This window comes from Sorangium sp. So ce302, from assembly GCF_051530145.1.
GTDB lineage: Bacteria > Myxococcota_A > Polyangia > Polyangiales > Polyangiaceae > Sorangium > Sorangium cellulosum_B.
Genome location: NZ_CP150326.1, coordinates 13,055,295 through 13,082,186, shown reverse-complemented (window position 1 = coordinate 13,082,186; position 26,892 = coordinate 13,055,295). Strand labels below are relative to the sequence as shown.

The window sequence follows — 26,892 nt, the reverse complement described above, 5'->3', positions numbered from 1 at the left end:
CCCCTCGACGTCCCTTCGACGCCAAGCGACCCGCGCTCGCCGATCCCTCCAGAATGTTCAGGGATCCGCCCTCCGGTCCCCCTCGCGAAGGGCCCGGCGTCGCGCGCCCGCGGCCCCGGCTGAGCCGCGCCGCGCGCCCAGCGCGCGCTTCTATCACGACGCCGGGCGCCGCGGAGCCCCCCGCGGGCACGGGACCGCGCGAGGCGCCTCGACAGCGAGGCCCGGCGCGTGGTAGCGCGCGGGGGTGAGCTCCGCCGCCCCCCGAAGGTCAGATCGCCGCATCCTCGTGCTCGGCTCCGGGGGGCGCGAGCACGCCCTCGCGCGTGCGTTCGCCCGATCGCCCTCGGTCGCCGAGGTGATCGTGGCGCCCGGGAACGCCGGGACCCACGCGCCAGCGGGCGCCGGCCGCGCCCCGATCCGCCGCGTCGACCTCCCGTCCCTGTCGCCTGCCGAGGCGACCCGGCTCGCCGTCCGCGAGCGCGCCGACCTGGTCGTCGTCGGCCCCGAGGCGCCGCTCTGCGCCGGCGTCGCCGACGCGCTCGCCGCCGAGGGCGTCGCCGTCTTCGGGCCGAGCCGCGAGGCGGCGCGCCTCGAGGGGTCGAAGGCGTTCCTCAAGGAGTTCGCCGCCCGCCACGGGATCCCGACCGCGCCGTTCCGGATCGTGCGCTCCTTCGACGAGGCGGCCCGCGTCATCCGCGAGCGCGGCGCGCCCATCGTCGTGAAGGCCGACGGGCTCTGCGCCGGCAAGGGCGTCGTCGTCGCGACGACCGTCGACGAGGCGCTCGCGGCCGCCAAGGACATGCTCGTGGATCGCCGCTTCGGCGATGCCGGCGCGACCGTGATCCTCGAGGACGCGATCCAGGGCGAGGAGGCCAGCCTGCACGCCATCAGCGACGGCGAGGCGATCTTCGTCCTGCCGGCGGCGCGCGATCACAAGCGCGTCGGCGAGGGCGACACCGGGCCGAACACGGGCGGCATGGGCGCGTTCGCGCCGAGCGCCCGCGTCACCCCGGCCCTGACCGCGCGCGTCGAGCGCGAGATCCTCCGGCCGACGATCGACGGCATGCGGGCGGAAGGGAGGCCCTTCCGCGGGGTGCTGTTCGCGGGCCTGATGATCACGCCCGCCGGGGACCCCATCCTGCTCGAGCACAACGTCCGCTTCGGCGATCCCGAGTGCGAGGCGCTGATGGAGCTGCTCGAGGGCGACGTCGCCGAGCTCTGCGCGTCTGCCGCGGCGGGCGCGCTCGCTCCCGGGGCGGCGCGCGTCGCCCCCGGCCGCCACGCGCTCACCGTCGTGCTCGCGGCGCGCGGCTACCCCACGGCGCCGGTGACCGGCGACGTCATCCGCGGCCTCGACGCTGCGGCCGCGGTGGAGGGCGCTTTCGTGAACCACGCGGGCACGGCCGAGCGGGACGGCGCGGTCGTGACCGCGGGGGGCCGCGTGCTCGCCGTCACCGCCGCGGGCGACTCGCTCGCCGAGGCGCGGGAGCGCGCCTTCCGCGCCGCGAGCGCCATCGACTTCGACGGCAAGGTGCTCCGCCGCGACATCGGGGTGGACGGAGCGCGCGCGGCCGGGTGAGGCGGCACCATGGAACCCATCGTCGATCTCGCCCCAGGCGCTGAGGAGAACCCGCTCGCGGCCTACCTCGGTCACCTCATCCGCGAGCACCTCGCGCGCGACCCGAAGCGCGCCTCCGATTTCCGGGCGCTGCGCGGGTCGGTGCTCGTCGTCGCGCAGGACGCCGATACGTCCATGACGATGCGCTTCGACCACGGGCGGCTCACCATCCACGACGGCGCCATCGGCATCCCGTCCGTCACGTTCTGCGGCGACGAGTCGGCGCTCCGCCGGCTCCCCGACGTCGCGTTCCACCGCTGGCTGCGCCTCCCGAAGCTGGGGGTGCTGCACCGCCGACAGAGCGGCCCCCTGCGCGACCTCGCGCGCCTCGTGGCCCGCGGGGAGCTCAAGATCTACGGCCTCGTCGCGCACCCAAGGCTCCTCCTCAGACTGCTCCGGGTCCTCTCTCGCCTCCCCTGAGAGCCTCGCCCAAGCCGGTAGCAACGCCGCGCGACGACACGCGGCACCATGCGACGACGATGCGGCGACGATGCGGCGACAATAACTGGTGTGATACTGTAAGGCGGAAGCGGACGTCCCGTCCGCATTGCACGGCCGTTCTTGTGGGCTTGCAAACCAATGCTACACGGCCCGAAAGCTGTCTTTTGACGGCCTGTTGGGCTGTTGGTATGGCTCGATCATGGGCATCCGATTGCGCTACCTCGCCCACGATCTCGAGGTGCCGCTCGGCGAGTTCTTCATCGGACGGAGCGCGGACTGCCAGCTGTCGCTGGACGACCCGCTGGTGTCGCGCAGGCACGCGCTGCTGACCGTCGGTGAGGGCGGCGTCGCGATCGAGGATCTCGGCAGCCGCAATGGCGTGCTCATCAACGGGGCTCGGATCGCGGGGCGCCAGATCCTGTCGGACGGCGACAAGATCGCGATCGGGGGGCAGGAGATGTTCCTGCTCGGGGCCATCGAGCCGAGCTCGGCGCACTCGCCGCGGAGCGCGCCGCTCTGGACGAGGCAACAGAACGCGCGCACGGTCGACATGAGCGAGATGCCCGCAGGCGAGGACGACGGCGCGACGGCCATCGCCTCCCGGAGGTCGCTCCCCGGGCTCGTCCCCCAGCACCCGGACAAGCGCGTGCACGCGCTCAGCCTCATCGGCAGCGTCGCCGACAAGGCGCTCGCCCTGGGGCGCGTCGACGAGGCCGAGCGCATCCTCCAGCGCTCGCTCAGCGACATCCTCACGAAGGCGCGGGACGGGGGCGTCGGCGCCGTGCAGCCCGAGCTGGTCGAGAAGGCAAGCATGTATGCGGCCCGCCTCGCCGCGGCGACGGGTCGGGGCTCGTGGATCAACTATATTTTCGAGCTGAATACCCGGCTCGAGCTCCTCCTCCCCGCCTACCTCGTCGATGAGCTGTATAGTGTCCTGCGCAAGGTGAAGGCCGTCGACATGTCCATTCTCCGTGGCTATGCGAAGCGGCTCCGCGAGCGCGCAGGCGAGCGTACGCCGGCGGAGCGGTTCATCCTCCAGCGCATTGAAGGGCTCGAGCGCCTCGGCGCACTGAAATAGACCATGCCTTTCCGCCTCCGGTACTTGGCGCACGATTTCGAGCTCCCCGAAGGGCCCTTCGTGATTGGCCGGAGCGGCGACTGCCAGCTCTCGCTCGATGACCCGCTGGTGTCGCGGCGCCACGCGACGCTGCAGGTGCGCAACGACGGCGTGGCCTTGCACGATCTCGAGAGCAGGAACGGCGTGTACGTCAACGGCACGCGCATCTCCGGCCAGCGCGAGCTGACCGACGGCGACCGCATCATCATCGGCAGCCAGGAGATGCTGCTCTACGGCGGGGAGGAGTCGCGCCCCCACGACGCCTACGGGGTCGAGTTCCGCCGCGCGACGGCGACGCTCGGCGCGATGGCGCTGACCGAGATGCGCAAGATGTCGGACGACCCGACGGAGCTCACGAGCCCGACGGGAGACGGCGGATCCAAGGGCTTCCAGTCGCTGCGCCTGCTCGCGAGCCTCGCCGACAAGGCGCTGGCGATGGGCCGCAGCGAGGAGGCAGAGCGCATCCTGCAGACGGTGCTGATCGACATCCTGAGCCGCGCGCGGACGAACGTGCCGCTGGAGATGCCGGCCGCCGAGCTCGCCGCGCGCTACGCGGCTCGCCTCGCCGGCGCCACGACCAAGGGGACGTGGGTCAACTACGCGTTCGAGCTCTTCACGATCGCGCGCCGCCCGCTGCCCGGCCCCGTCGTCGACGAGCTCTACACCGTCGTCCGGCGCGTCAAGACGCTCGATATCCAGCCGCTCAGGATCTACCTCGACGACCTCCGCCGGATGGCTCCGTCGTTCGGTCCGACCGAGCGGTTCTTGATGCAGCGGATCGAGGGTCTCGAGCGCCTCGTCGCGGCGAAGTAGCCTCCGCATCGCCGCCGGGCGTCGCGGGAGCGGCGGCCTCTGGCGGCACGCGCGACACGCGCGAGGCCGGCGGCTGCGCCGCGCGAGCGGCCCCGTGTGGGGCAGGCGGCGGCGACACACGTGGAGCCGGCGCCGCGGAGGGCTGGAGCGGCGGCGACACACGTGGGGCTGGCGCCGCGGAGGGCTGGAGCGGCGGCGGTGCGTTGCGGGGACGCGCGATCGCCTCGGCTTCCTGCCAGCCGAGGTTCCTCGCGGCGGCCTTCGCGATCGCGTCGCGCAGCTCGGTATCGGCGACCTTCCCGAGCTCTCGCCGCACCTCGACCGGGAGCGGCGCCTCCTTCGGGGTCGGGCGGACCTCCTCGCGCCACGGCGGCCGCGCGACCGGCTCCACCTTGCCCACGCGGAACCGGAGGGACTGCACCGGGAGGCCGCGCGACCGGAGCTGCGCGGTGATGGCGTCGCCGAGCAACGAGAGCTCCTGCGCCCACATCGAGCTCGCCGCGCGGACGTGGAGCACGCCGCGCTCCAGCTTGAGCGGCCGCGCGCGCGCGGCGATCCGGGACCCCACGGCCGCTTCCCACTCGCGGAACGGCATCGGCGAGGTGTCGACCTCCGCCGGCGCCGAGAGCGAGGACCCGCGCTGGATCAGCGCACCCAGCCGTTCGATCCCACCTCCGCTCCGACGCGACATGCGCGCCGAGCGTAGCAGCCTGACAGCGCCGTGCTCCGGCAGAGCGCGCCGTCCAGGCTCGCCCAGCGTCACGGACGGCCAGCCCCTACGGCGCCGCCTTGTGACCAAGGCGGCCGCCCGCCAGGGTGAACCACCCGCCCTCGGCTGCCTGGCGACGAACGATCGTGAGGGGCGCTCTCGGTACCGAAGGTGGGACTCGAACCCACAAGCCCTTGCGGACAGCGGATTTTGAATCCGCCGCGTTTGCCATTCCGCCACTTCGGCTCAGCGCTGCGATGTCAGCGAGCTCCTGGAACCGTAGATCACCGGGCACGATCCTGGCAACGGTTTGAGCGCCTGAGAGCCTGAGAGCCTGAGAGGCTGCGAGCTTGCGAGCCCGAGAGCGGTCGCGCGGGCAGGAGGCGCGGCGAAGCCAGGAGCAGCGCCGCCGCGCCGCCGCCACGCATCGAGGCGCGGCCTGCGATCGCGGCGCGGCGAGAGGTCACACCACGAAATCCAGCATCTGGAGGCGCGTCAGGTAGTCCTGGAGCGCAGAGGCGTACTCGTCGATCAGGAGATCGAGCTTCACCAGCGCGCCGTGATCGTCGGCCGCGTCGATGGTCCCGCTCACCGGGATCTCGCGCGCGGGCAGGACGAGCACGCCGCTCCAGTGCGCGCCCTTCGCGACGTCGCGCAGACCGGCGAGGCGCAGCCAGCCGTCCGAGAGCTCGACGACGGGGATGAGGGCGCCGCTGTCCAGACGGACCGAGCTCTTCAGCGTGTGAGCCGGCTCGACCATGTAGTGGGAGCGCCGGTTCTTCTCGATGAGCTCCTCGAGGGTCGCGCAGATGACCTTGCTCAGCGGCGTCTCCTCGCTGTCGAGCACGAGATCGAGGAGCCGCTTCATCGCCTTCTGCGTGCGGATCAGGTTCGCGCGGGTCTCCTCGAGGCGGCGCGCGTCGCGCCGGATCTTGCCGGCCACGACGTTGAGCAGGTTGTTGTAGAAGGGGTACGCGACGTCCCCGTGGTCCTCGAAGAAGTCCTGGAGCTCGGCAACGCCGATGCGCCAGATCTCCGAAGGCTGCGTCGTCACCGCCGTCGTCGTCCGCCGGAAGCCGGTCAGCGCGCCGAGCTCGCCGATTGGCGAGATGGGGCTCAGGCGGAAGCGCGTCTCGCCCGCGTCGAGCAGCGCGACCTCGCCCCGGACCAGGAGGAACAGGTGCGCCGGGGCGCTCCGGGCCTCGAAGAGCACGTGGCCGGACGGGACCTCCTGGCGCTGGAACGCCTTCATCAGGTCATCGAGGTGATCCTCCGTGATTCTCTCGAACAGCGGGATCGCGTGCAGGTCGGATGGGCGGACCGCCATGGGATGACACTCCTCTTCAACATGGGTCGGGCTCCGCGTCCGCTTCGTCGCGGGACACGGAGCCTTGCGGCGCGCACGAGCTCTGCGTGGACCGCGGGAGCGGCATCCTACTCCAGGTCCCGAGCCGAGGAAGAGGGATGGCCTCGCCGCAGCGAGGTGCGCGCGCAGGACCGCGAGCCCGCGCACCTTCTCGCATCGTAGCCGCGCAGCGCGTCGTCGCGTCGTCGCGTCGGCGAGCGGCGAGCGGCGAGCGGCGAGCGACGATCGCGCGGTCGCTCGGTCGACGGTCGGTCGGCCGACGGGCGCCGACGCGCGCCCGAGCGCCGTGGAGGTTTGCCCCGCTGGCAGGATCGGGTAGGTGCCGGTAACGTCGCCCGGGTGATGCCGTCCGTTCGCCAAGGGCTCCCCGCCGCGATGCGCGTCTCGCCGCTGCGCCGCTCGCTGCTGCGGCTCGCCGCCATCGGCCTCGCCCTCCTCGCCGCCTCGTGCGGCTCCGCGTCGTCCGGAGCGCCGGTCAGCGCGGAGCCGGCGCCGCCGCCGAAGCCGCGCAACGCGGCCGCGATCGCGCAGTCGATCGCCGGGGGGAAGGTCTCGGTGCTCGTCTACGGCGACAGGACCCGGGGACACCCCATCATGGCGCGGCTCGCGGGGCTCGATCTGTGGGGCCCCGTGCTCACCGGCACGGGGCTCGATCCGGAGCGGGACGTCGAGCGCGCCTTCGTCACCGCGCCGCGCGCGGACGCGGCCCACGAGGCGGTGGTCGTCGTCCAGCACAGCGTGCCGCCGGACAGGCTGGCGTCCGGCCTCGACGCGCTCCTCTCGCGCAGCCAGCCGCCAGGGACCCGGGAGAGCGGGCTCGGCGTGCCGGCGGTGCGCGTGACCATCAAGGGGCACACGCGCGTCGTGGCGACCGTGGAGCCCGACTTCCTCGTGGTCTTGCCGGTCGCGCGGGCGCGCGAGGCGCGGCGCTTCCTGGGCACGGGCGGCTTCCCCGATCCGACAGGCGACGAGGCCGCGATCGCCGCGGCGATCGACCCGGCGCGGACGCTGAAGGGACCGCGGGAGGCGCCCCGGGTGCCGCCCACCCTGAGATCGCTCGAGGCCACCGTGACGCTGACCAAGGACGGCGGCGCCACGGTCGCGCTCGACGGCGCGAGCGAGAGCCCCGAGCTCGCCGCCCGCGACGCGGCCTTCCTCAACGAGGAGATCGAGCGCGCGACCTCGTTCCGCATCGCCATCGTGACGGTCCGCGTCGTCGACCCGATCGTCTTCTTCGCCGAGGGGGACCGCGTGAAGTCGAACCGGCGCGTGACGCCCGGGGAGCTCGACAAGCTCTTCGGCCTGCTCAGCGCCGTGCTGCCGCGGTAGGCTGCCGCCCGATGCGACTCGTCAAGATCGGAATCGCCAACGTCAACGCGACCGTCGGCGCCGTCCGCTCGAACACCGACCGGTGCCTCTCGCTCGCCCGCGCGATGGCGCGCGACGACGTCACCCTGGCGGTCTTCCCGGAGCAGGTGATCGGCGGCTACGCGGCCGAGGACCTCGTGCAGTGGCCGGCGTTCGTCGCGAGCCAGCAGCGCGAGCTCCGCCGGTTCGCCGAGGAGACCGCGCAGCTCCGCACCGTGTTCGTCATCGGCGTGACCGTCGGCGTTGGAGGCGACCTCTTCAACGCCGGCGCCATCGTCCACGCCGGCCGGGTGCTCGCCTTCTCCCCCAAGGAGAAGCTGCCGACCTACAACATCTTCTACGAGGCGCGGACGTTCTCGCGCGGCATGCCGCTCATGGAGCTCGACGCCGACGGCGTGCTCTGCGGCGATCGCGTCTACGCCTTCGATTTCGGGACGATCGCCGTCGAGGTGTGCGAGGACATCTGGTCGCCCGACGGCCCGATGCGGCGCCGCTGCTACGCCGGCGCCGAGATCGTCTGCAATATCTCGGCGTCGCCGTTCCGCGCCGGGGTGACGGGCACCCGGCGCGAGATGATCGCGACCCGCGCCTCGGACAACCAGTGCACGATCGCCTACGCGAACCTGGTCGGCGGCAACGACGGGCTCGTCTTCGACGGCGGCGGGTTCATCAACCAGAACGGCCGGCCGATGCTGGAGGCGCCGCGGTTCCGCGAGGGGTTCTCCGCGTCCGTCGTCGACCTCGACCGGACCACGCGCTGCCGCCGCGAGGCGAGCACCTGGCGCAGCGATCTCGAGGAGTTCCGCCGCGCCTCCGCGCGCATGGTGCAGGTCCTCCGGATCGACGGGGAGACCGCGGACCGCGCGCGCCTCGCCTACCCCGCCCCGCCGGCCGGCACGACGCCGTTCCTGCCCTCGGCGGCGCTGCCCGCGATCTCCGCGCGCGACGAGCTGCTCGACGATTTCTACGAGGCGCTCGCGCTCGGCGTCGCCGACTACTACCGCAAGATCGGCGCCTTCAAGAGCATCGGCCTCGCGCTCTCGGGCGGCCGCGACTCGCTCCTCACGCTGCTCGTCGCCTGGCGCGCGGTGCAGCTCATCCACCCGGGCCTCGAGGGCGCGGCCCTGCGCGAGCGGATGGGGGCGTCGCTGCGCGCGTTCTTCATGCCCTCCCGCTACTCCAGCGACGCCACGCACCGCGCCGCCGCGCAGATCGCCGACGATCTCGGGGTGTCGTTCGCGGTCATCCCTATCGAGGACGCGTTCCCCCGGGAGCTCGAGGCCGCCCAGGCGATGGTCGGCGAGGGCGGGCAGCTCACCGAGCTCACGAAGCAGAACGTGCAGGCGCGCATCCGCGGCGGGCGCATGTGGAACTGGGCGAACACGAGCGGCGCGCTGTTCCTGCAGACGGGGAACATGAGCGAGAAGGCGCTCGGCTACACCACGGTGGGCGGCGACCTCGAAGGGGCGTTCAGCGTCATCGCCAACCTGCCGAAGACGGTGGTCATCGCGCTGCTCGAGCGCCTCTCGCAGCGCTTCCGCTTCCAGGGCATCCAGCAGACGCTCGCCACCACCGCCGGGCCGGAGCTCGCCGAGAACCAGTCGGGCGAGGCCGAGCTCATGCCGTTCGAGGTCCTCGACGCGTGCCTCCACCTCTACGGCGCCGAGAAGCTCGCCGCCGACGAGGTCGCGGCAGCGCTCCCGAGCCTGTTCCCCGACAAGGACCCCGCCGCGCTGCGGGCCTGGGCCGAGAAGTTCGCGACGCTGTTCTCGAGATCGATCTTCAAGTGGGTGCAGTCGCCCATCGCGATCCACCTCGGCTCGCTCGATCTCGACCGCGAGCGCGCGCTGCAGCTGCCCGTGGTGCAGCGGACCGAGTGGAAGGGCGGCTGAGCCAGCCGCCAGGGCGCGGCCGCCGCCCTGCGCCGCGCGATCGGCGCTTCGATCCGCGGCGCGTCGGCGGGCAGCGCGTCAGTTGGCGGCCTTCTCGACGGAGGCCAGGGGCCCCTGCCTGCCGTCCTTCCCGTCCCTCGAGGCGCTCTCGATCCCGTCGTGGCCGGCAGCCATGCCAGGAGCCACGGGCGTCACGGCGGGGCGGATCAAGCCGTCCGCTGAGAAGCGCTCGAGATCCTCGGTGACGCGGCGGAGATAGGCCTGCTTGATGTGGAACGGCAGGAAGGCGCTCTTGAAGCCGGCCACGATGGTCGCCTTGATCTCCTTCAGCCCGAACCCCATCTTCGTGTGGCAGTGCCAGAGCTCGTGGGACACCGTCGTGTCGGTGACGAGCCGGTTGTCGGTGTTGACGGTCACGCGCAGGCCGAGGCTCTGGTAGAGCTTGAGCGGGTGCGAGGCGAGGTCGCGCACGGCGCCGGTCTGCACGTTCGACGACGGGCAGCACTCGAGCGGGATGCGGTGATCGTTGATGTAGTGGAGCAGGTCGCCGTCCTCGCGCAGGCGGCAGCCGTGGCCGATCCGGTGCGCGCCGCAGACGTGGAGCGCCTGCGCGATCGACTCGGGGCCGTACGCCTCGCCGGCGTGGATGGTGCAGTTGATGTTGTTCTGCCGCACGAGCTGGAACGCGGCCTTGTGGTGCTTCGCCGGATGGTCGTACTCGGCGCCGGCCAGGTCGAACCCGACGACGCCGCGGCCCTTGTACGCCACCGCGAGCTCCGCCATCTCCAGCGACGACTCCGGCGAGATGTTGCGGATTCCGCAGACGATGACGTTGCTCTCGATGCCCAGCGCGTCGCGCGCCGTCCTGAGCCCGGAGAGCACCGCCTCGACCACGCTCGTGAGCCGCAGGCCGAGGCGGGTGTGCAGCATCGGCGAGTAGCGGACCTCCATGTAGCGCACGTTCTCGCGCGCGGCGTCCTCCGCGAGCTCGTAGGCGACGCGGTGGAGGGCCTCCTCGGTCTGCAGGACGCGCAGCGTGATGTCGAACGCCTTGAGGTACTCGACGAGCGAGCCGCAGTTCTGGCCCAGGTTCATCACCCTGCGCAGCTCCGCCGGCTCGTACGTGGGGAGCTCGACGTGGTGGGTGCGGGCGAGCTCGATGATCGTCTCGAGGCGCAGCGAGCCGTCGAGGTGGACGTGCAGATCGGTCTTGGGTAGTTGCCGGAAGAACTCCAGGGGGAGCTTGCCGGCTAGCTCGGGATGATCACTCATGAGCTATTCTGTCACCCGGCGACCAGCCGCGAAAGGCAGCGCAGGGCGCGACGTCGCTCACGATCGCTCTGGCGAGGACGAGGAGGGCGCGGCGCCGCCCTCGCCCGCCGCGCCGCGCGAGCGATCCCTTCCGCCCACGAGCACGGCGACAGCGGCCGCGCCGAAGAGGGCGACGAAGAGCCACGGGAGCGGCAAGCTCATGTCGTCCCCGGCGGCCTCACGGCGCAGCGCATCGCGGATCCGCTCGGGGTTGTACGCCACAACGAGCCGCCGGCCGACGTAGGTCGTCGGGAGCCCGCGCGCCTCCATCCGCCCATACAGCGCGACGTCCGCGTCGATGGCGGCCTGGGTCTCGGGCGCGGCGAGGCAAGCCGCGAGCTCCGCGGCGGAGAGGCCGAGCGGCGAGAGGACGGACGCGACGCGCTCGTCCGTGAGCTTGCTGGGCGCCGCGCTGTAGAGCAGCGCCGCGGCCTGCTCGCGCTTGTCCTCGGGCGTGCAGACGTAGGCCTTCGCGGCGGGGAGCGCGCCGGGGTGGATCGGGAGCGGCACCATCTTGCGCACGTGGCGCACCCTGTCGCCGTAGGGTTCCTCGATCTTGCTCAGCTCGGGGTGCAGCCTGCGACAGAAGGGACACTCGAAGTCGGTGAAGGCCACGATCGTGATCTTGCCCGGCTCCTGCAGCGCCGCGAGCTCCGGCGGGAGCGGCGGAATGACCGGGTGGCTGCCCCAGAGGAACGGCAAGCCGATCGCGGCCGCGGCGGCCGCGCCCCACACCGTGACGCCCAGCGGCCCGCCCTGGGCAGCGCGCTCGAACGCCCTGGCCGGCATGCGCCGCGCCTGCCGCGCGACGAGGGCGGACGTGATCGCCGCGGCGAAGGCCGCGAGATCGACCGCGATGCACCACGCGCAGAACGCGCCGATCACGAAGCTCTGGAGCCCGAGGAGCACCGCGGCGGCGAGGCCGCCGACGGCCGAGGCGGCCGCGATCGCGGCGTGGTGCCAGCGCGCCCGCGCGAGCAGCGAGGCGGTGAGGAGCGTCGTGAAGGCGGTGAGGCCGAGGTTCGGCAGCGGGACGCCGAGGAAGCGGCTGTACGGCGAGATCCTGACGGCGAAGCACCCCGACGTGACGCCGCAGAACGCGGGATCGCCCGCGTTCTGGTACTCGACCACGAGCGCCGCGCTCGCCGCAATGGCGACGAAGAGCGCGAGCCGGAAGAGCGTGACGAAGAACCGGGCGCGCCCAGCCTGCCGCTCGTCGCTCGAGGACAGCGACGCGGGCGCCTCGGGGCTCGCCTGAGGCGCCTCCGCGCGCCCAGGCCGTCCGTCGCGTCCTTCACGTCCTTCACGCCGGTCGCCGGCCGGACGCACCGCGAAGACGTTGCCCCTGCCGGCGAGGGCGACGAGGAGCACCAGCGCGAGGAGCAGGGCGATCGAGTTCAGCAGCATCGGTCGTTGCGGGTGCGTTGCAGGTGGAGGAGGGGTGGGTTCGAGGCATACCGGACCCGGGCGGAGACAGCCAGCGCGAGGAGACTCGTGCTAGTCGAGTTTCATGCGTTCTTCATCTCGCGGAGATCCCCCGACGACCGGCTCCGGCGCGCGCCGCCGGGAGGCCGTGGTCGACCTGCTGTCCTCGTTCAAGCGCGCCCTGCACGCGAACGAGATCGCCGAGCGCCTCGGGGTCGAGCCGAGCCGCTACGCGAAGCTGCAGCGGCTGCTCGAGGAGCTGTCGCTGGAGGGCAGCATCGTGGCGCTCCCCGGGCAGCGCTTCCGCACGAGCCAGAAGCAGGTCGAGGCGCGCGGCGCCGAGCGCGAGGGGACGCTGACGGTGCACCCGCGCGGCTTCGGCTTCGTGGCGCTCGGAGGGGCGGCCGAGGACGTCTACATCTCGCCCGAGGCGATGGGCGGCGCGCTCCACGGCGACACCGTCGTCGTGCGCGTCTCGACCCGCTCGCGGCGCGGCGTGGAGGGGGAGATCGTCCGGGTCGTCAAGCGGCGCCACGCGCGCGTGGCGGGCGTGCTGCGGCGGCGTGGCAGGAGCGCGTGGCTCGAGCCGGACGACGGGCGCGTCCGCGGGCCCATCGTGATCGTGCCGCGCGAGCCGGGCGGGCCGCTCGTTCCGCCCGACGCGGAGGACGGCGCCGCGGCGGTCGTGTCGATCGCCCGCTTCCCGGACCTGGCCGAGGAGAACCCGGAGGGCGTGCTCGAGGCCGTGCTGGGGACGCCCGGCGACCCGAACGTGGAGGTCGCCAAGATCCTGGTGCGCGAGGGGATCGAGGAGGAGCACGCGCCCGAGGCGATCGCCGAGGCCGAGGCGTTCGGGGGCGAGGTGCCGGCCGAGGCGCTCGAGGGGCGCACGGACCTCACCCACCTGCCCATGCCGACGATCGACCCGGAGGACGCGCGCGACCACGACGACGCGGTGTGGGTGATCCGCGAGGAGGACGGCTCGTACCGCGCCTGGATCGCGATCGCCGACGTCTCGCACTACGTGCGGCCGGGCACCGCGCTCGACCAGGCGGCGCTCGCGCGGGGCAACTCGGTCTACCTGCCCGATCGCGCGATCCCGATGCTGCCGCGGGCGCTGTCGTCGAACCTGTGCTCGCTGCTGCCGGGCGTGATCCGCCTGTGCCTGTGCGTCGAGGTCGAGCTCGACGCGACGGCGACGGTGCGGCGGGCCCGCGTCATCGAGGGGTACATCCGCTCGATCGCGAAGCTCACCTACCCCGGCGTGGCGCGCGCGCTCGGCTTCACCCCCGAGCCGCCGCGCAGCCCCGAGGCCGAGGCGCTCAGGAACGACCTTCAGGTGATGTGGGACCTCGCCCGGCTGCTCCGCGGCAGGCGGATGCGGCGGGGCGCGCTCGACCTCGACCTGCCCGAGGCGAAGGTGGTGCTCGACCCGAAGACGGGCGCGCCCGTCGACGTGCAGAAGCGCAGCCACGACCCCGGCGTGGCGAAGGCCTACCAGCTCATCGAGGAGATGATGCTCCTCGCGAACGAGACGTGCGCGCAGTTCGTCGTCGACCAGGGCATCCCCACGGTCTTCCGGTACCACGCGCCCCCGGACCAGGCGAAGCTCGAGCGCTTCGCGACGATGTGCGGCGAGCTCGGGCTCGCGTTCGACCCGGAGGACGCGGCCGACCCCAAGCGGCTGTCGGTGTTCCTGAAGAAGCTCGACGCGCACCCGCAGAAGCAGGTGCTGCACATGCTGCTGCTCCGCGCGATGAAGCAGGCGGTGTACGACATCGCGAACGTGGGCCACTTCGGGCTCGCCTCGAGCGCGTACCTGCACTTCACCTCGCCCATCCGGCGGTACCCGGACATCACGGCGCACCGGGCCATCCGCGCGGTGCTGCGCGGCGAGCGCGTCGACAGGAGCGAGGCGGCCACCGAGCGCCTGCGCGAGGCGGCCATCACGGCGTCGGAGCGCGAGCGAAAGGCGATGGAGGTGGAGCGCGAGGTGGTCGACCTGCACCGCGCGCTCCTCATGCGCTCCCGGCTCGGCGACACCTTCGAGGGCACCGTCACGGGCATCGTGGGAGGGGGCGTTTACGTCAACATCGAGGATCCCTTCGTCGACGTGCTCGTCCGCATGGAGTCGCTCGGCCCGGATCAGTACGAGATCGACGACGAGGGGCTGCGCGTCATCGGCCGCCGCTCGGGGGACCGGATCGCGATCGGCGACGCGATGCTCGTGCAGATCGAGGACGTGGCCATCCTCCGGCGCGCCGTCTATGGCCGGCGCCTCGCCGGCGAGCCGGCGGCGGACGAGCCGAAGCCGCGCCGGCAGCGGCGCGACGCGGCGGACGCACGGCCCCCCCGTCGTGTCAAGATCAGCAAGAGCACCAAGCCCGTGAAGAGCGTTAAGACCAGCAAGCGCACCAAGGGCGGCAAGAGCGCCAAGGTACGAAAGAAGCAGCGGTAGCAGCCCGCCCGAGGGCTCGATTCCCTGCCAGGCTTTGCCGCTCGAACGCACGAGCGCGCAGCACCTCTCCAGCCACGCTCGATCTCGCGGACAAGCGCGCGAAACCTCGTCGAAATCGTTGAGACGAACCGGCGAAACAGAACCGGTCGAACCAGTCGAAATCGTCGAAACGGCCGAGACAGCCGAGACAGCCGAGGCAAACGGTCGACCGCGGCGCTGCGAGGCGCGCATCGCCGACGCCAGATCCAAAGTCACACCCCCTCCGTGCCCCTCTGCGATTGACACCCGCTCAAAAGAGAGAGTGCTCCAGCATTTCCCTTGCGTTCAGAGAACCACTATGTTCTCAACTAACTCATTCTAGGAGAGAGGTAACCAATGCCCAAGCCGACGTATCCCGCTTACAACGCTGGTGACTTCCTGGTCGATTACGAGGAGAAGGTCTTCGAAGACGTCAAGGCGAAGCCGGGAGAGAAGGCGCTGGTTACCTTTCACACGGTGGCCTTCGAAGGGTCGATCGGCCTCGTCAACGTGCTGACGGCGATCCGCCTGCAACGTAAGGGGTTTGAGACATCCATCCTGCTCTATGGGCCGGGCGTCACCCTGGGGCTCCAGCGCGGCTTCCCCAAGCTCGGCAGCGAGGCGTTCTCCGGGCACCTCGCGGTGAACCAGCAGATCGGCCGGTTCATGGAGGAGGGCGGCAAGGTGTACGCCTGCCGGTTCGCGCTGCAGGCGCTCTACGGCCACGGCGAGCACGCGCTGATCCCGGGCATCAAGCCCATCAGCCCGCTCGACGTGCTCGACATCCAGCTGATCCACCGCCGGGACAACGCGTTCATGGTCCACTCCTGGACGCTCTGATCCGAGCGCGGTCCATGGAGTTCAACCGCAAAGTCCGGGCGGCCGCGGTGCAGGCCAGTCCCGTCCTCGGCAGCCGGGACGGGACGACCGAGCGAGTCGTCGCCGCGATCGCCAGGGCCGCGAAGGAAGGCGCCGAGCTGTGCGTCTTCCCCGAGGCGTTCGTCCCGTATTACCCGTACTTCTCCTTCGTGCTCCCGCCGCCCGCCATGGGGAAGGAGCACATGCGCCTTTACGACGAGGCGGTCACCGTCCCCGGCCCGGTGACGCGGGCCGTGGCGGCCGCCGCGCGCGCGCACGGGGTGGTCGTGGTGCTCGGCGTGAACGAGCGCGATCACGGGACGCTCTACAACGCGCAGCTCGTCTTCGACAGCGACGGCTCCCTGGTGCTCCACCGGCGCAAGATCACGCCGACCTATCATGAGCGCATGATCTGGGGGCAGGGCGACGGCTCGGGGCTCAGGACCGTGGACACCGCGGCCGGGAGGCTCGGGGCGCTCGCCTGCTGGGAGCACTACAACCCGCTCGCGCGGTTCGCGCTCATCGCGCAGCACGAGCAGATCCATTGCAGCCAGTTCCCCGGCTCCCTTGTCGGGCCCATCTTCGCCGAGCAGATGGAGGTGACGATCCGGCACCACGCGCTGGAGTCGGGCTGCTTCGTGGTGAACGCCACGGCCTTCCTGACGCCGGAGCAGGTCCGGGAGGTCGCTCCGAACGAGCAGATCCAGGGCGTGCTGCGCGGCGGGTGCATGACGGCGATCGTGACGCCCGAGGGCGTGCACGCGTGCCCGCCCGTGACCGACGGCGAGGGTATGGCCGTCGCGGAGCTCGATTTCGCCCTGATCACGAAGCGAAAGCGGATGATGGATGCGGCGGGGCACTACGCCCGGCCCGACTTGCTGCGGCTTTGGATGGATACGGCGGAGCGCTCGATAACGCTCGGCGCGGGCAGCCCCAAGGCCTCCTCCCTTGCCCCTGCGGCGGTGGACCATGGATACCCAGACGCTGATCACCGAGCTCCAGTCGTTCGGCCTGAGGCTGGCTGAAGCCCCCGAGGGCGCCCCCGAAGCGGGCGCCGCGCCCCCGCCGGAGCCCGCCTCCGGCGAGGGCGACGGCCGCCGCGCGGCGTGGACCTCGCGGCGCGGCGGCGCGGGGCCGACCCAGCACGTCGCGGCGACGCTGCGCGGGGCCACGGTGATGATCCCGATCCACACCGACCAGGCGGCGGCGTCGCCGTTCGTCGCGCGGCTCGGGCGCGACGGCGCGGGGACCGTGGAGCGGGACGGCCAGGAACTCGCGCCCATCGCCCTCGTGAAGACGCCGCGCTTCTACGCCCTCTCGACGAAGGACGGCATCCCCTACCCCAAGATCGCGCTGCTGCACGGGGCGGACGTCCTCGCCTCGACGGTGCTCCAGACGTGCATCCGGTACACGGAGCGCGAGAAGGCCTGCACGTTCTGCGCGATCGGGCAGTCGCTCGCGGCGGGGCGCACCACCGCGAAGAAGACGCCGGAGCAGCTCGGCGAGGTCGCCGAGGCGGCGGCGCGGCTCGACGGGGTGCGGCACGTGACGCTGACCACGGGCACGCCGCGGTCGGCGGATCGCGGCGCGGCGCACCTCGCCGACTGCGCGCGCGGCATCAAGGCGCGCGTCGATCTGCCGGTGCAGGCGCAGTGCGAGCCGCCCGACGATTTCGCCTGGTTCGAGCGGATGCGCGCCGCCGGCGTCGACAGCCTGGGCATGCACCTCGAGGCGGTCGAGGACGAGGTGCGCGCGGCCGCGATGCCGGGCAAGGCCGAGGTGAGCGTGGCCCGCTACTTCGAGGCGTTCGAGGCGGCCGTGCGCGTGTTCGGGCGCGGCCAGGTGTCGACGTACCTCATCGCGGGGCTCGGCGACTCCCTGGCGTCGCTGCTCGACGCGAGCGAGCGGCTCATCGCGCTGGGGGTCTATCCGTTCCTCGTCCCGCTCGTGCCCATCCCCGGGACGCCCGGGGCCGATCGCGCGCCGCCCTCGGGGGACTTCATGCGGGCGCTCTACGAGCACATCGGCCCGCTGCTCGCGCGGGCGGGGCTGCGCTCGACCGACGTGAAGGCGGGCTGCGCCCGCTGCGGCGCCTGCTCGGGGCTCTCGGGCTTCGAGGCAGAAGGCCGGCCCGCGGCGCGGTCGGGATCCGGCGCGGCATGGACATCAACCTCGGAGAGCTCCGATGACGCCACGTTACAGCTTCGAGCTTGTGCAGAGCAGGGACACGTACCTCGAGTACCTCCGCTTGCGCCGGGCCATCTTCTGCGACGAGCAAGGGCTGTTTAAGACCACCGACGAGGACGACTGGGACGCCTCCGCGTTCCCCATCGCCGCCCTGGAGCACGGGGCGCCCGGGGGCCCGCGGCTCGTCGGCACCGTGCGCATCTACGAGGCGGAGCCCGGCCTCTGGTACGGCGGCCGGCTCGGCGTCGAGCGCGCCCACCGCAAGCAGGGCGTGGTCGGCCGCGGCCTCGTCCACAAGGCGGTCACCACCGCCCACGGCTGGGGGTGCCACCGGTTCCTCGCGCTCGTCCAGGCGGCCAACGTCCCGTTCTTCGAGGGCATCCACTGGCGCTCCCTCGAGGAGCGATCGCACCGCGAGCGGCCGCACCACCTGATGGAGGCCGACCTCGACAGCTACCCGCCGAGCGACGAGCCCCGCCCGCCGCCCGGGCAGAGGTTCCGCTGATGCTCGGCGGCGTCGCGGCCGAGCTGCGCGGCGCGATCGGCGTCCTCGCGAAGCGGGACGTGCAGATCCCGGCGCGGTACCTGTCCGGCGCGCCGGGCGCGGCCGGCTCCGTCGAGCGACCCGCGGCGCTCGGCGACGACTGCGCGGCCATCCCCGACGGAGACGGCTACCTGCTCCTCGCCGCCGAGGGGATCTGGCCCGCGTTCCTCGAAGGGGACCCGCGGTTCGCCGGCTACAGCGCCGTGATGGTCAACGTCAGCGACGTCTACGCGATGGGCGGCCGCCCCATCGCCGTGGTCGACGTCGTCTGGGGGACCTCGGCCGGCGCGCTGGAGCCGGTCTGGGAGGGCATGGTCGCCGCGTCGCGCGCCTACGGCGTGCCGATCGTTGGAGGGCATACGAGCGCGCGCAGCCCGTACAACGCCCTCGCCGTGGCCATCGCGGGCCGGGCGCGGCGGCTCATCACGAGCTTCGCGGCGCGCCCCGGCGACGTGCTCGTCGCGGCGATCGATCTGCGCGGCGAGATGCACGCGGAGCACCCGTTCTGGAACGCCTCGACGGGCGCGGATCCGGCGCGGCTCCGCGGCGACCTCGAGGTCCTGCCCGCCCTCGCCGAGGCGGGCCTGTGCGACGCGGGCAAGGACATCAGCATGGGCGGCGTCGCGGGGACGCTGCTCATGCTCCTGGAGACGTCCGGCGCCGGCGCGGTGCTCGATCTGGAGGCCGTCCCGCGGCCGCGCGACGTCCCGCTCGCGCGCTGGCTGCTCGCGTTCCCGAGCTACGGCTTCCTGCTCAGCGTGCGCCCCGGGGTCGCCGGCGAGGTGCTCTCGGCGTTCGCGCGGCGGGGCATCGCGAGCGCGGCGGTCGGCGCCGTCGACGGCTCGCGGCGGCTCACCCTCCAGGCCGCCGGCGAGCGGCAGACGCTCTGGGACCTCTCCGCGGAGCCGCTCACCGGGCTCGCGCGCGAGGGCGCGCGATGAGCGCCCGCGCTGCCTCGGGCGCGCCGCTCTCGGTCGCGCTCCTCACCTACTCGACCAAGCCGCGCGGCGGCGTCGTGCACACGGTCGAGCTCGCGGAGGCGCTCCACGACCTCGGCGTCTCGGTCTGCATCTACGCGCTGAACAAGGACCAGGGCGGCTTCTACCGCGCGCCGCGCTGCCCCTCGGTCCTCGTGCCCGCCGCGCCCCCGCCGGCGGGGATCGACGCGGTCGTGAAGCAGCGCATCGCGGAGTTCGAGGACGGGCTGCGCCGCCTCGGGGCGCGGCACGACGTCTGGCACTCCCAGGATTGCATCAGCGCGAACGCGCTCGCGGCGCTGCGCGCCGAGGGGCGCGTCCCCCACTTCCTCCGGACCGTGCACCACCTCGACGACTACGACAGCCCGTACCTGCGCGCCTGCCAGGACCGCTCCGTGCGCGAGGCCGACGCGTGCCTCGTGGTCAGCGAGGCGTGGAGGGAGGCGCTCCGGGCCGAGCACAGCGTCGACGCGGCGATCGTCCCGAACGGCGTGAGCCTGCGCCGCTACACGGCCACGCCCGACGAGCGGGACGCGGCGCTGCGCGCGCGCCTCGACGCCACCGGATCGCCGCTCTTCGTGACCGTGGGCGGCGTCGAGCCGCGCAAGAACTCGATCGGCCTGCTCAAGGCGTTCCTGTCGGTGCGGAAGCGGCTGCCCGGAGCCCAGCTCATCATCGCCGGCGGAGAGACGCTGTTCGACTACGAACCTTACCAGCGCGAGTTCGAGGCGATCGCGCGCGCAGGCGGCGTATGGCCCTCGCCTGCGGGCGCGTCGCCGCCGCCGCTCGTCCTCGCGGGCGTGCTCCCCGACGCGCTGATCCCGCCGCTCTACCGGCTGGCCGACGCGTTCGTCTTTCCGTCCGTCCGCGAGGGGTTCGGGCTCGTCCTGCTGGAGGCGATGGCCTCGGGGGCGCCGGTGGTGAGCTCTGCGCAACCTCCCTTCACCGAGTTCCTCGCCGACGGCGAGAGCGCGCTGCTCGTCGATCCCTCGAGAACAGACGATCTCGCCGGCGCAATGGAGGCTATCTTGGACGAGGGCGTGAGGCGGCGCCTCCGCGCCGCGGGGCTCGAGACCGCGGCCCGGTACACGTGGGATCGTTCGGCCCGCATCGCGGCCGGCGTGTACCGCGAGTTCCTTGGATCCCGCCAAACCTAGAGCGAGCGACGTATGCCGGAGATGCGCTTCGTTATCGAGTGGCCGAGCGGCGAGCAGCAGGTCTGTTACTCTCCGTCGCTCGTCGTGAAGGAGCACCTCGACGTCGGGGAGAGCTACGATCTCGACGACTTCGTGTCGCGTTGCCGGACGGCGCTCGATATCGCGAGCGAGCGGGTCTTGAAGAAGTATGGGTTCCCCTGCAGCCTGGCGCGGGCCGAGGCGGCGCGTATCGCGAGCGCGGCCGCGCGGTTCCACGGCCGGAGCGGGGCCAAGGTCCGGGTCCTCAGGTTCGTCGAGTGACGGAGTCCTCAGGTTCGTCGAGTGACGGAAGGAGCAGGAGATGGTGACGAAGTCGAAGATGGAGCGCCTCCTCAGCGAGCGCCAGTTCCTCGTTTCCGCCGAGCTGACGCCCCCGCGTCACTACGATCTGGAGAAGTTGCTGAAGCACGCCCGAAATATGGCGGGCTGTGTGGATGTGGTGCAGATCAACGATCACCTGCTCTCGCAGGCGCGCTGCGCCAACATGGCAGTCGGCCATTTCGTGAAGCAGGAGGGGCTCGAGCCGGTGCTCCAGTTCTCGCTCCGCCACAAGAACAAGATCGCCCTCCAGGGCGACCTCCTCGGGATGGCGGCGCTCGGGCTCTCGAACATCATCGTCCTCGGCGGCTACCCGTGCGCCATCGGCTCCGATCCCGACGCGAAGGAGGTGAGCGACGTCGACAGCTACGCGGCGATCGAGCTGACCCGCCGGCTGACGCGCGAGGGGAAGCTCTTCAACGGAGACGTCGTCTCGCCGGCGCCCTACTTCCACGTCGGGACCATCGATTTCCCGTGCGCGGAGCAGGCGATCGCCGGGGCGATGGACCGGCTCGCCGCGAAGATCGACGCGGGCGCGAGCTTCATCCAGGTGCAGGCGGTGTTCGAGCTCGCGTCGATGCGCCGCTGGATGGCCGCGGTGGTGGAGCGCGGGCTGCACGAGCGGGCGCACTTCATCGCGGCGATCTTCCCGTTCGCGGGCGTGGATCGGCTGAGCTTCCTGCAGAAGGTGCCGGGCCTCGTGGTCCCCGAGCACCTGATCGAGCGCGTCCGCCTGAGCGGCGACGCGGAGGGGGAGAGCTACCGGATCACGCTGGAGCTCATCCGCGGGCTCCGCGACATCCCCGGGCTCTCGGGCATCCACATGCGGTCCATCGGCGCGGAGGACTGGGTGCCCCGGCTGGTCGACGAGGCAGGCCTCCGGCGGGCGGCATGAGCCTCTAGCGCGGGGCTCCGCGCGCCGGACGAGGCCTGGTGACGGGCGCGTCGAGCGGCGCGCTCAGGCCTTGCGGGCGATCCAGAGCAGCGCGAGGCCGTTCATCCGGCGCTCGCGGCGGTCGACCTGGAGCCCTGCGCCGCCCAGCTCGCCGCCGAGCTTGTCCTCGGTGTGACGGTAGGTGACCTCCGCCGCGTCGGCCCACGCCAGCATCGCGTGGGCCGTCGACGGGTTGTACCGGTGGCCGCGCAGGTAGCCGGCCATCGCGGCGCGGCTCATCGTGGCCGCGGGCTCGAGCAGCGCCAGGCGGCCGCCCGGGCGGAGGACGCGCGCCGCCTCGGCCAGCACCGGGCCCGGCTCGGGCAGGTGCAGGAGCAGGTTCGACGCGGTCACCACGTCGAACGAGGCGTCGGGGAACGGCAGCCGCGTCGCCAGCGCCTCCCGGAACGTCACGTTGTCCAGGCCGAGCGCCTTCGCCCGCTGCGCGGCGCGCTCCACCATCGCCGCCGTCGCGTCGATCCCGATCGACTCGTGGCAGCGGCGACCCATCTCGCGGGTCAGGCGGCCCGTGCCACAGCCGAGGTCGAGGCACCGCTCCTCGACGCCCGGATCGACCAGCGTGACGAGCTCGTCGATGAGCGTCGCATAAGGGCCCTCCGCCTGCATGCGATCGAAGAAGTCGACGAGCTCGTGGAACGGGGTCGCCTGCTCTCGCGCCGCGTAGCGATCGCGCCACCGCCAGACGTCGTCGAGGGCCTGGTACGTGCCCCGGTAATACAGGAGCGGCGCGCCCGCCTCCCCCCGGCCCGACGCGAGCACGCGACCGACGTAGATGATGTGATCACCCCCGTCGTACGTGTGCTCCACCTTGCAGTCGAGGAAGGCCAGCACGTCCTTGAGGATCGGGCTGCCCGACTCGGCCACATGAGCCTCGGTGAGCACCGCCTGCCGATCGATGTCCGTGCCCTTGCCGGCGAACAGGTCCGAGAACTCCCGCTGCTGCTCCCGCAGGATGTTCACCGCGAAGACCCCGGACGCCGCGATGGCGGCGCTCGTGCGCGACCGCCTGTCCGCGCAGAACAGCACGAGCGGCGGGTCGAGCGAGACCGCGCTGAACGAGTTCACCGTCATCGCCTGCGGCGTGCCGTCCTGCACCGTGGTCACGAGCGTGACCCCGGTCGCAAACTGGCCCAGCACCTTCCGGAACTCCGCGGGATCGAAGAGCATGGGGCATAGTACGCGCTCGGCGCCCACCAGGGATCCAGGATCTGCGCAGCGCGCGCGCTGGCGCCGCGCACCGCGATGCGCGCATCCTGCGGCGGCGCCGCGCAGATCAAGCGCCGGCGCCGCGCAGCGCGCGCACTGCGGAGCTCACTCGGCGTCGCGCCGCGCCAGGTCCGGCGCGAAGGCCGGTATGCAGAGCGCGAAGTACTCGCTCTCCTCGTCGAACGGGTTGCTGTAGCGGACGCGCTGATCGGGCTCCGTCCAGAGGGCCTGGCCGGCCGAGACGTCGACCGCCTCGCCCGCGATCTCGGCGCGCACACGGCCGCGGATCACGAGCGTCAGCTCGCCGAACGAAGGCGTCTGCGCCGGCTCGCTCCAGCCCGGCGGGGCCACCATGTGCGCCAGGCTGAACCCCTCCGTGCCGGTGTTCACGCGGCCGAAGATCTCCTCGATGAGCTTGCCGCCAGGGACGGGGATCCGGGCCCTGGAGGTGACGAGACGGTAGGGATGCGCCATGGGGTACCTCGCGATCACATCGCGCGCGTCCGATCATCGGACACGCGGTAGAGCTGCATGAGCAGGTGACGGCCGCCGTACGGCTGCAGGTAGCGGATCGCGCCCGCCTTGCTCGCCATGAAGCGATGGTAGCGCCGCGCCGGCACGGCGATGAGATCGCCCGCGCCGACCCAGATCCGCAGCCAATCGTCGTTCGTGCAACGGATGTCGTAACAGCCCTGTCCCTCCACGAAGAGCCGCACCTCGTCGCCCAGGTGACAGTGCTCATCCGCCTCTCTCGCGCTCTCCGCCTCGTCGCGCGGCTTGCTCCCGTCGCGGCGGACATCCTCGTGCTCCGTCCATCCGCGCTCCGCGACCACGCGCTGCAAGGTGAGCGCAGCTGCGCCCGGGTCGAACGCGCCGCACTGGATCCCTTCCGCCTGAAGCTCCGCCTCGCTGGCCTCGCCCTCGCCGTCAGCTCTCATTCGGATCGCACGCATGCGCACCCCTCCGGGACTGCGCTCTTCGAACCCTGCGCGCGCGCGACGTCAAGACGCTAAGAGCGCCCCAGCAGCCACAACAGGCCAGCAATGCTGAGCGCCAGCACACCAAGCGCGAGCAGCGCAATGAGCGCCTCTGTGAAGCCCCATCCACTTCCCTGCGCCGCGCGAGACGCCGGAGCCGCTTCAGCGGGCTGCGCGAGCGGCGAACTCGTGCTCACCGAGGCAGGCGGAGGCGTCGGCGTGGAATGCGCTGCCTTCGGCTCCTCGAGCGAAGGCGGCTCGAACACCGCGTCTGGACGGAGCGGCTCACACGGGCTGCGCTCGATCTCCACGAGCGCCTCGGCGGCCGGGTGCTCGAAGATGAGCCGATCACCCGAGATCGCGAGCACCTGTCCAGGACGCCAGATCGTATCGAACTGAGGCACTGGAACGCCGTCGAGCGAAGCGCCCGAGCGCGATCCGAGATCTTGAACCGAGAATTGATCACCCCTGCGGGTAATGGCCAGATGACGGCGAGAGACGTCCGGGTCGTCGAGGACGAGATCGGTGTCCTTGGCGCGCCCGAGGATGTAGGGCCGCGCCGCCTCCTCGATCCGCAACGCGCGGCCGCTGTCGGGGCCCTCGACCACGACCACGCGCGGCGCCGGATCCTCCCCTTGTGCGGCGAGGCCGCGCGCGACGAGCTCGAGGGCGAGCTCCTTGGCGGCGGCCGCCGGGGCGGCCTTCGCGACCGCCGGCTCGATCCGGAGCACGAGCCACACGCGCCCGATGCGGATGCGGTCGCCGGTCTTCAGCGGCATCGCCGTGCGCAGGGCGATGCGTGTCTTGCCGAGGAACGTGCCGTTCTCGCTGCCCTCGTCGAGGAGCAGGTACGTGGCGCCCCGTTGCCGGATCGACGCGTGCCGTGGGCTCACGCTCGTGTCGGGGAGGCGCACCTCGCAGCCCTCCGCGCGGCCGATGATGACGCGGGGCGCGTCCAGCGTCAGGGAGAGCTCGCCGCCGTCCGCCTTCCCCGCCCCGTCGGGCGCGAGCACCACGATCGTCAACGCCATCGATGCTGCCTGCGCGCGAGGGGGCGGCTCGGCCTCAAATCGCCGCCGTACGACGCATCCGCTCGGAGGCGCTGAGGAGCTGGCGCACCGCCTGGTCCTGCTGCCGCGCCGCCTCCTCGATGCGCTTGCCGGCCTCGACGAGCTGCTCGCCGCCGCGCGTCTGGCTGCGGTGCGAGGTGTTGAGGCTGTTGACCATGTGCGAGATCTGCTCGATCGCGCTCGTGATCTGGCGACCGCCGCGCGCCTGCTCCTGGCTCGACCGCTCCACGTGCTGCGTGATGGTCCGCATCTTCTCGGCGCTCTTCATGATGAGCTCCGAGCCGCGCGCCTGCTCCGCCGTGGCGGCGGCGATCTGCTGCACCGTCTCGGCGATGCGCCCGATCGCGTCCGTGACCTGCTTCGACCCCTTGGCCTGCTCGACCGTGGCGCGGGCGATCGCGCGCACCATGTTGGTCGACTTCTGCGAGCTCTCGAGGATCTTCTTGAGGGCCCGCTCTGCCTCGTTCGAGACCTCGACGCCGCGGTCGACGTTGTGAGCGCCGCGCTCGACGGCGGCGATCGCGTTCTTCGACTCGGACTGGATGGTCTTGATGAGCTCGGCGATCTCCTTCGTGCTGCCGCCGGCGCGCTCGGCGAGGTCCTTGATCTCGTCGGCGACGACGGCGAAGCCCTTGCCGTGCTCGCCGGCCTGGGCGGCGATGATCGCGGCGTTCAGCGCGAGGAGGTTGGTCTGCTCGGCGACGTCGTCGATGACGGCGAGGATCTGCCCGATCGCCTCGATGCGGAAGCCGAGGTTCGAGATGACCGCCACGGCCTCCTGGCTCGACTCCTTGATGCGGTAGATCTCGCCGATCGTCTTCAGGATCGCCTCGGCGCCCTTCTCGGCGTCGGTCGCCACCTCCTCCGAGAGCCGGGCCGTCTCGTTCGCGTTCGACTGGACCTGGTCGATCGAGACGTCCATCTGGTTCATCGAGGAGCTCGTCTCCTCGGCCGTCAGCGCCAGGGCGTCGACGTTCTTCGCGACCTCGCGGATGGAGTAGGCCATCTCCTCGATCGAGGAGACCGTCTCGCGCACGCTCGACCCGAGCTCGCCGACGTTCTCGGCGACCTCCTCGTTCGTGGCCGTCATCTCGAGGATGCTCGAGCTCGACTCCTCCGCGCTCGACGCGAGCGACTCGACCGACTGCGCGATGTTGGCGAGGGCGGTCGTCATCTCGCGGATGTACACGGTCGCCTGCTCGCTCGCGTGCATGACGCTGCTCACGCCGTCGCTGAGCTTGGGCAGCAGCTCGTCGAGGAGCACGGTGGCCTGCGCCAGCTCCGAGCGGCGCTGCTTGTCGCGCAGCTCCGCCTGGGTGATCCGCTCCGCGATGCCGCTGAGCTCGGAGTAGAGGCGCGAGAGCTCGGGCGACGAGCCCGGCGGGACGCGCACCCGCTCGCCGGCGGTGGCGCGGAGCACGGCGTCCACGAGCGCGTCGACGTCGATGTCGGGGCCGCGCTGCGCGAGCTCGTTCACCTTGCGGGTGAGCGTCGAGCACTCCCGCTCGAGGGTGTCGCGCTCCTTCGCGATGCCGTCGCGCTCCCGGCTCAGGTTGTCCCGCTCCCGCTCGAGGGTGTCGCGCTCCTTCGCGATGCCGTCGCGCTCCCGGCTCAGGCCGTCGCGCTCCCTCGCGAGCTTGTCGCGCTCCTCGGCGAGCGCGTGGCGCTCCTCCGCGAGCTCGAGCTGGCGGCCGGCGATCTCGGCGATCTGCTCGTAGGTCTCGGCGACGTCGGCGGGGGCGCCCTCGGGGAGCTTGGGCCGCTTGCCCCGGGCGGCGCCGCGGAGCGCGTCGCGCAGGCCTCCCAGGGGGACGCCGCCCTTGCCCGCGAGGCTCGCGTACACCACCGCCACCGCCGCGGAGAAGCCGAAGACCATGAACAGCTGGCCCGAGAACTCCGCCAGCCACTTCGACGCGAAACTCAGCCCGAAGCCGATGAGCGCGAGGAGGACGGCGATGGGGATGGAGAGCTGCTTGGAGTTCATTTCGTGCGTTCCAGCGCGGTCGAGCTGCGGCGCGCGCGTTGGCCGGCGCGCCAAGGGCGACCCCGAAGGACGACCGAGCGTAAG

24 protein-coding genes and 1 tRNA gene are annotated in these 26,892 nt (G+C 72.1%); 15 read left to right on the top strand and 10 right to left on the bottom strand.

Going from position 1 to position 26,892, the window contains the following annotated elements; translation table 11 throughout:
* Positions 1-244 precede the first annotated feature (244 nt).
* From purD to WME73_RS49560, 4 genes are all read left to right on the top strand, one after another.
* Complete coding sequence (gene purD / locus WME73_RS49575; RefSeq protein WP_437743268.1) at positions 245-1,579, top strand: phosphoribosylamine--glycine ligase; 1,335 nt, start codon at positions 245-247, stop codon at positions 1,577-1,579.
* A 9-nt stretch (positions 1,580-1,588) separates the two neighbouring features.
* Entirely contained in the window at positions 1,589-2,038 is a 450-nt protein-coding gene (locus WME73_RS49570) for a hypothetical protein (protein WP_437547888.1), read from the top strand.
* A gap of 220 nt (positions 2,039-2,258) precedes the next feature.
* Complete coding sequence (locus WME73_RS49565) at positions 2,259-3,137, top strand: FHA domain-containing protein (RefSeq protein WP_437296770.1); 879 nt, start codon at positions 2,259-2,261, stop codon at positions 3,135-3,137.
* 3 nt (positions 3,138-3,140) lie between these two features.
* Positions 3,141-3,989: an FHA domain-containing protein gene (locus tag WME73_RS49560; RefSeq protein ID WP_012241622.1), complete on the top strand. Its 849-nt coding sequence runs from the start codon at positions 3,141-3,143 to the stop codon at positions 3,987-3,989.
* Here WME73_RS49560 and WME73_RS49555 read toward each other — a convergent pair.
* The 3 genes from WME73_RS49555 to WME73_RS49545 form a co-directional block, all read right to left on the bottom strand.
* Entirely contained in the window at positions 3,880-4,584 is a 705-nt protein-coding gene (locus WME73_RS49555) for a DciA family protein (protein ID WP_437917518.1), read from the bottom strand. The genes WME73_RS49560 and WME73_RS49555 overlap by 110 nt on opposite strands.
* A 277-nt stretch (positions 4,585-4,861) precedes the next feature.
* Positions 4,862-4,944, bottom strand: a tRNA-Leu gene (locus WME73_RS49550).
* 217 nt (positions 4,945-5,161) lie between these two features.
* Positions 5,162-6,025, bottom strand: coding sequence for a Crp/Fnr family transcriptional regulator (locus tag WME73_RS49545; protein WP_437914140.1), 864 nt, complete (start codon positions 6,023-6,025; stop codon positions 5,162-5,164).
* A gap of 381 nt (positions 6,026-6,406) precedes the next feature.
* Here WME73_RS49545 and WME73_RS49540 point away from each other — a divergent pair, with 381 nt between their 5' ends.
* Positions 6,407-7,393: a hypothetical protein gene (locus WME73_RS49540; RefSeq protein ID WP_437743266.1), complete on the top strand. Its 987-nt coding sequence runs from the start codon at positions 6,407-6,409 to the stop codon at positions 7,391-7,393.
* A gap of 11 nt (positions 7,394-7,404) precedes the next feature.
* Positions 7,405-9,324 carry an NAD(+) synthase gene (gene nadE, locus WME73_RS49535; RefSeq protein WP_437914139.1) on the top strand — a complete coding sequence of 640 codons (1,920 nt, stop codon included), beginning with the start codon at positions 7,405-7,407 and terminating at the stop codon, positions 9,322-9,324.
* A 78-nt stretch (positions 9,325-9,402) separates the two neighbouring features.
* Here the strand turns inward: nadE and add are convergent, their stop codons facing one another.
* Positions 9,403-10,596, bottom strand: coding sequence for an adenosine deaminase (gene add / locus WME73_RS49530; protein WP_437743264.1), 1,194 nt, complete (start codon positions 10,594-10,596; stop codon positions 9,403-9,405).
* A 57-nt stretch (positions 10,597-10,653) separates the two neighbouring features.
* Positions 10,654-12,042 (bottom strand): vitamin K epoxide reductase family protein, encoded by a 1,389-nt coding sequence (locus WME73_RS49525; RefSeq protein WP_437743263.1) that lies wholly within the window; start codon positions 12,040-12,042, stop codon positions 10,654-10,656.
* A gap of 103 nt (positions 12,043-12,145) precedes the next feature.
* Here WME73_RS49525 and rnr point away from each other — a divergent pair, with 103 nt between their 5' ends.
* The 9 genes from rnr to WME73_RS49480 all read left to right on the top strand — a co-directional run bounded on the left by rnr (position 12,146) and on the right by WME73_RS49480 (position 21,511).
* A complete protein-coding gene (gene rnr / locus WME73_RS49520; protein ID WP_437743262.1) occupies positions 12,146-14,518 on the top strand; it encodes a ribonuclease R in 2,373 nt (790 codons plus the stop codon).
* Positions 14,519-14,893: 375 nt separating this feature from the next.
* On the top strand, positions 14,894-15,376 hold the full coding sequence (locus tag WME73_RS49515) for an MSMEG_0572/Sll0783 family nitrogen starvation response protein (protein WP_012241614.1): 483 nt from the start codon (positions 14,894-14,896) through the stop codon (positions 15,374-15,376).
* A gap of 14 nt (positions 15,377-15,390) precedes the next feature.
* A complete protein-coding gene (locus WME73_RS49510; protein ID WP_012241613.1) occupies positions 15,391-16,419 on the top strand; it encodes a Nit6803 family nitrilase in 1,029 nt (342 codons plus the stop codon).
* A complete protein-coding gene (locus WME73_RS49505) occupies positions 16,364-17,683 on the top strand; it encodes an MSMEG_0568 family radical SAM protein (RefSeq protein ID WP_437914138.1) in 1,320 nt (439 codons plus the stop codon). Before WME73_RS49510 ends, WME73_RS49505 begins: the two co-directional genes overlap by 56 nt.
* Entirely contained in the window at positions 17,580-18,086 is a 507-nt protein-coding gene (locus tag WME73_RS49500) for an MSMEG_0567/Sll0786 family nitrogen starvation N-acetyltransferase (protein WP_437743260.1), read from the top strand. The genes WME73_RS49505 and WME73_RS49500 overlap by 104 nt, the downstream gene beginning before the upstream one ends.
* The gene (locus tag WME73_RS49495) at positions 18,086-19,066 is read left to right on the top strand and encodes a sll0787 family AIR synthase-like protein (RefSeq protein ID WP_437914137.1); all 981 of its coding nucleotides are present in this window, start codon (positions 18,086-18,088) and stop codon (positions 19,064-19,066) included. The genes WME73_RS49500 and WME73_RS49495 overlap by 1 nt, the downstream gene beginning before the upstream one ends.
* Complete coding sequence (locus tag WME73_RS49490; protein ID WP_437914136.1) at positions 19,063-20,259, top strand: MSMEG_0565 family glycosyltransferase; 1,197 nt, start codon at positions 19,063-19,065, stop codon at positions 20,257-20,259. Before WME73_RS49495 ends, WME73_RS49490 begins: the two co-directional genes overlap by 4 nt.
* Before the next feature lie 12 nt (positions 20,260-20,271).
* Positions 20,272-20,559 (top strand): MSMEG_0570 family nitrogen starvation response protein, encoded by a 288-nt coding sequence (locus tag WME73_RS49485; protein WP_437547865.1) that lies wholly within the window; start codon positions 20,272-20,274, stop codon positions 20,557-20,559.
* Positions 20,560-20,599: 40 nt separating this feature from the next.
* Complete coding sequence (locus WME73_RS49480) at positions 20,600-21,511, top strand: methylenetetrahydrofolate reductase (protein ID WP_437743257.1); 912 nt, start codon at positions 20,600-20,602, stop codon at positions 21,509-21,511.
* Between the two features lie 63 nt (positions 21,512-21,574).
* On the opposite strand, the gene WME73_RS49475 is transcribed toward WME73_RS49480, so the two are convergent.
* From WME73_RS49475 to WME73_RS49455, 5 genes are all read right to left on the bottom strand, one after another.
* Complete coding sequence (locus tag WME73_RS49475) at positions 21,575-22,738, bottom strand: flavin reductase (protein WP_437743256.1); 1,164 nt, start codon at positions 22,736-22,738, stop codon at positions 21,575-21,577.
* A 144-nt stretch (positions 22,739-22,882) separates the two neighbouring features.
* Complete coding sequence (locus tag WME73_RS49470) at positions 22,883-23,251, bottom strand: cupin domain-containing protein (RefSeq protein ID WP_437547860.1); 369 nt, start codon at positions 23,249-23,251, stop codon at positions 22,883-22,885.
* A gap of 14 nt (positions 23,252-23,265) precedes the next feature.
* On the bottom strand, positions 23,266-23,730 hold the full coding sequence (locus tag WME73_RS49465) for a 1,2-dihydroxy-3-keto-5-methylthiopentene dioxygenase (protein ID WP_437743255.1): 465 nt from the start codon (positions 23,728-23,730) through the stop codon (positions 23,266-23,268).
* A 56-nt stretch (positions 23,731-23,786) separates the two neighbouring features.
* Positions 23,787-24,785: an FHA domain-containing protein gene (locus WME73_RS49460; RefSeq protein WP_437914135.1), complete on the bottom strand. Its 999-nt coding sequence runs from the start codon at positions 24,783-24,785 to the stop codon at positions 23,787-23,789.
* Between the two features lie 34 nt (positions 24,786-24,819).
* On the bottom strand, positions 24,820-26,808 hold the full coding sequence (locus tag WME73_RS49455; protein WP_437743253.1) for a methyl-accepting chemotaxis protein: 1,989 nt from the start codon (positions 26,806-26,808) through the stop codon (positions 24,820-24,822).
* Positions 26,809-26,892: the final 84 nt, after the last annotated feature.

What these genes read in the sequence shown, in the direction of transcription:
- WME73_RS49540 (WP_437743266.1), top strand. Translation starts at nt 6,407, where the DNA reads ATGCCGTCCGTTCGCCAAGGGCTCCCCGCCGCGATGCGCGTCTCGCCG.
- WME73_RS49500 (WP_437743260.1), top strand. Translation starts at nt 17,580, where the DNA reads ATGACGCCACGTTACAGCTTCGAGCTTGTGCAGAGCAGGGACACGTAC.
- WME73_RS49555 (WP_437917518.1), bottom strand. Translation starts at nt 4,584, where the DNA reads ATGCCGTTCCGCGAGTGGGAAGCGGCCGTGGGGTCCCGGATCGCCGCG.
- WME73_RS49510 (WP_012241613.1), top strand. Translation starts at nt 15,391, where the DNA reads ATGGAGTTCAACCGCAAAGTCCGGGCGGCCGCGGTGCAGGCCAGTCCC.
- WME73_RS49490 (WP_437914136.1), top strand. Translation starts at nt 19,063, where the DNA reads ATGAGCGCCCGCGCTGCCTCGGGCGCGCCGCTCTCGGTCGCGCTCCTC.
- WME73_RS49465 (WP_437743255.1), bottom strand. Translation starts at nt 23,730, where the DNA reads ATGCGTGCGATCCGAATGAGAGCTGACGGCGAGGGCGAGGCCAGCGAG.
- WME73_RS49560 (WP_012241622.1), top strand. Translation starts at nt 3,141, where the DNA reads ATGCCTTTCCGCCTCCGGTACTTGGCGCACGATTTCGAGCTCCCCGAA.
- nadE (WP_437914139.1), top strand. Translation starts at nt 7,405, where the DNA reads ATGCGACTCGTCAAGATCGGAATCGCCAACGTCAACGCGACCGTCGGC.
- add (WP_437743264.1), bottom strand. Translation starts at nt 10,596, where the DNA reads ATGAGTGATCATCCCGAGCTAGCCGGCAAGCTCCCCCTGGAGTTCTTC.
- WME73_RS49455 (WP_437743253.1), bottom strand. Translation starts at nt 26,808, where the DNA reads ATGAACTCCAAGCAGCTCTCCATCCCCATCGCCGTCCTCCTCGCGCTC.
- WME73_RS49485 (WP_437547865.1), top strand. Translation starts at nt 20,272, where the DNA reads ATGCCGGAGATGCGCTTCGTTATCGAGTGGCCGAGCGGCGAGCAGCAG.
- WME73_RS49470 (WP_437547860.1), bottom strand. Translation starts at nt 23,251, where the DNA reads ATGGCGCATCCCTACCGTCTCGTCACCTCCAGGGCCCGGATCCCCGTC.
- WME73_RS49545 (WP_437914140.1), bottom strand. Translation starts at nt 6,025, where the DNA reads ATGGCGGTCCGCCCATCCGACCTGCACGCGATCCCGCTGTTCGAGAGA.
- WME73_RS49570 (WP_437547888.1), top strand. Translation starts at nt 1,589, where the DNA reads ATGGAACCCATCGTCGATCTCGCCCCAGGCGCTGAGGAGAACCCGCTC.
- WME73_RS49525 (WP_437743263.1), bottom strand. Translation starts at nt 12,042, where the DNA reads ATGCTGCTGAACTCGATCGCCCTGCTCCTCGCGCTGGTGCTCCTCGTC.
- WME73_RS49480 (WP_437743257.1), top strand. Translation starts at nt 20,600, where the DNA reads ATGGTGACGAAGTCGAAGATGGAGCGCCTCCTCAGCGAGCGCCAGTTC.
- WME73_RS49565 (WP_437296770.1), top strand. Translation starts at nt 2,259, where the DNA reads ATGGGCATCCGATTGCGCTACCTCGCCCACGATCTCGAGGTGCCGCTC.
- WME73_RS49475 (WP_437743256.1), bottom strand. Translation starts at nt 22,738, where the DNA reads ATGCTCTTCGATCCCGCGGAGTTCCGGAAGGTGCTGGGCCAGTTTGCG.
- rnr (WP_437743262.1), top strand. Translation starts at nt 12,146, where the DNA reads ATGCGTTCTTCATCTCGCGGAGATCCCCCGACGACCGGCTCCGGCGCG.
- WME73_RS49515 (WP_012241614.1), top strand. Translation starts at nt 14,894, where the DNA reads ATGCCCAAGCCGACGTATCCCGCTTACAACGCTGGTGACTTCCTGGTC.
- WME73_RS49460 (WP_437914135.1), bottom strand. Translation starts at nt 24,785, where the DNA reads ATGGCGTTGACGATCGTGGTGCTCGCGCCCGACGGGGCGGGGAAGGCG.
- WME73_RS49505 (WP_437914138.1), top strand. Translation starts at nt 16,364, where the DNA reads ATGGATACCCAGACGCTGATCACCGAGCTCCAGTCGTTCGGCCTGAGG.
- WME73_RS49495 (WP_437914137.1), top strand. Translation starts at nt 18,086, where the DNA reads ATGCTCGGCGGCGTCGCGGCCGAGCTGCGCGGCGCGATCGGCGTCCTC.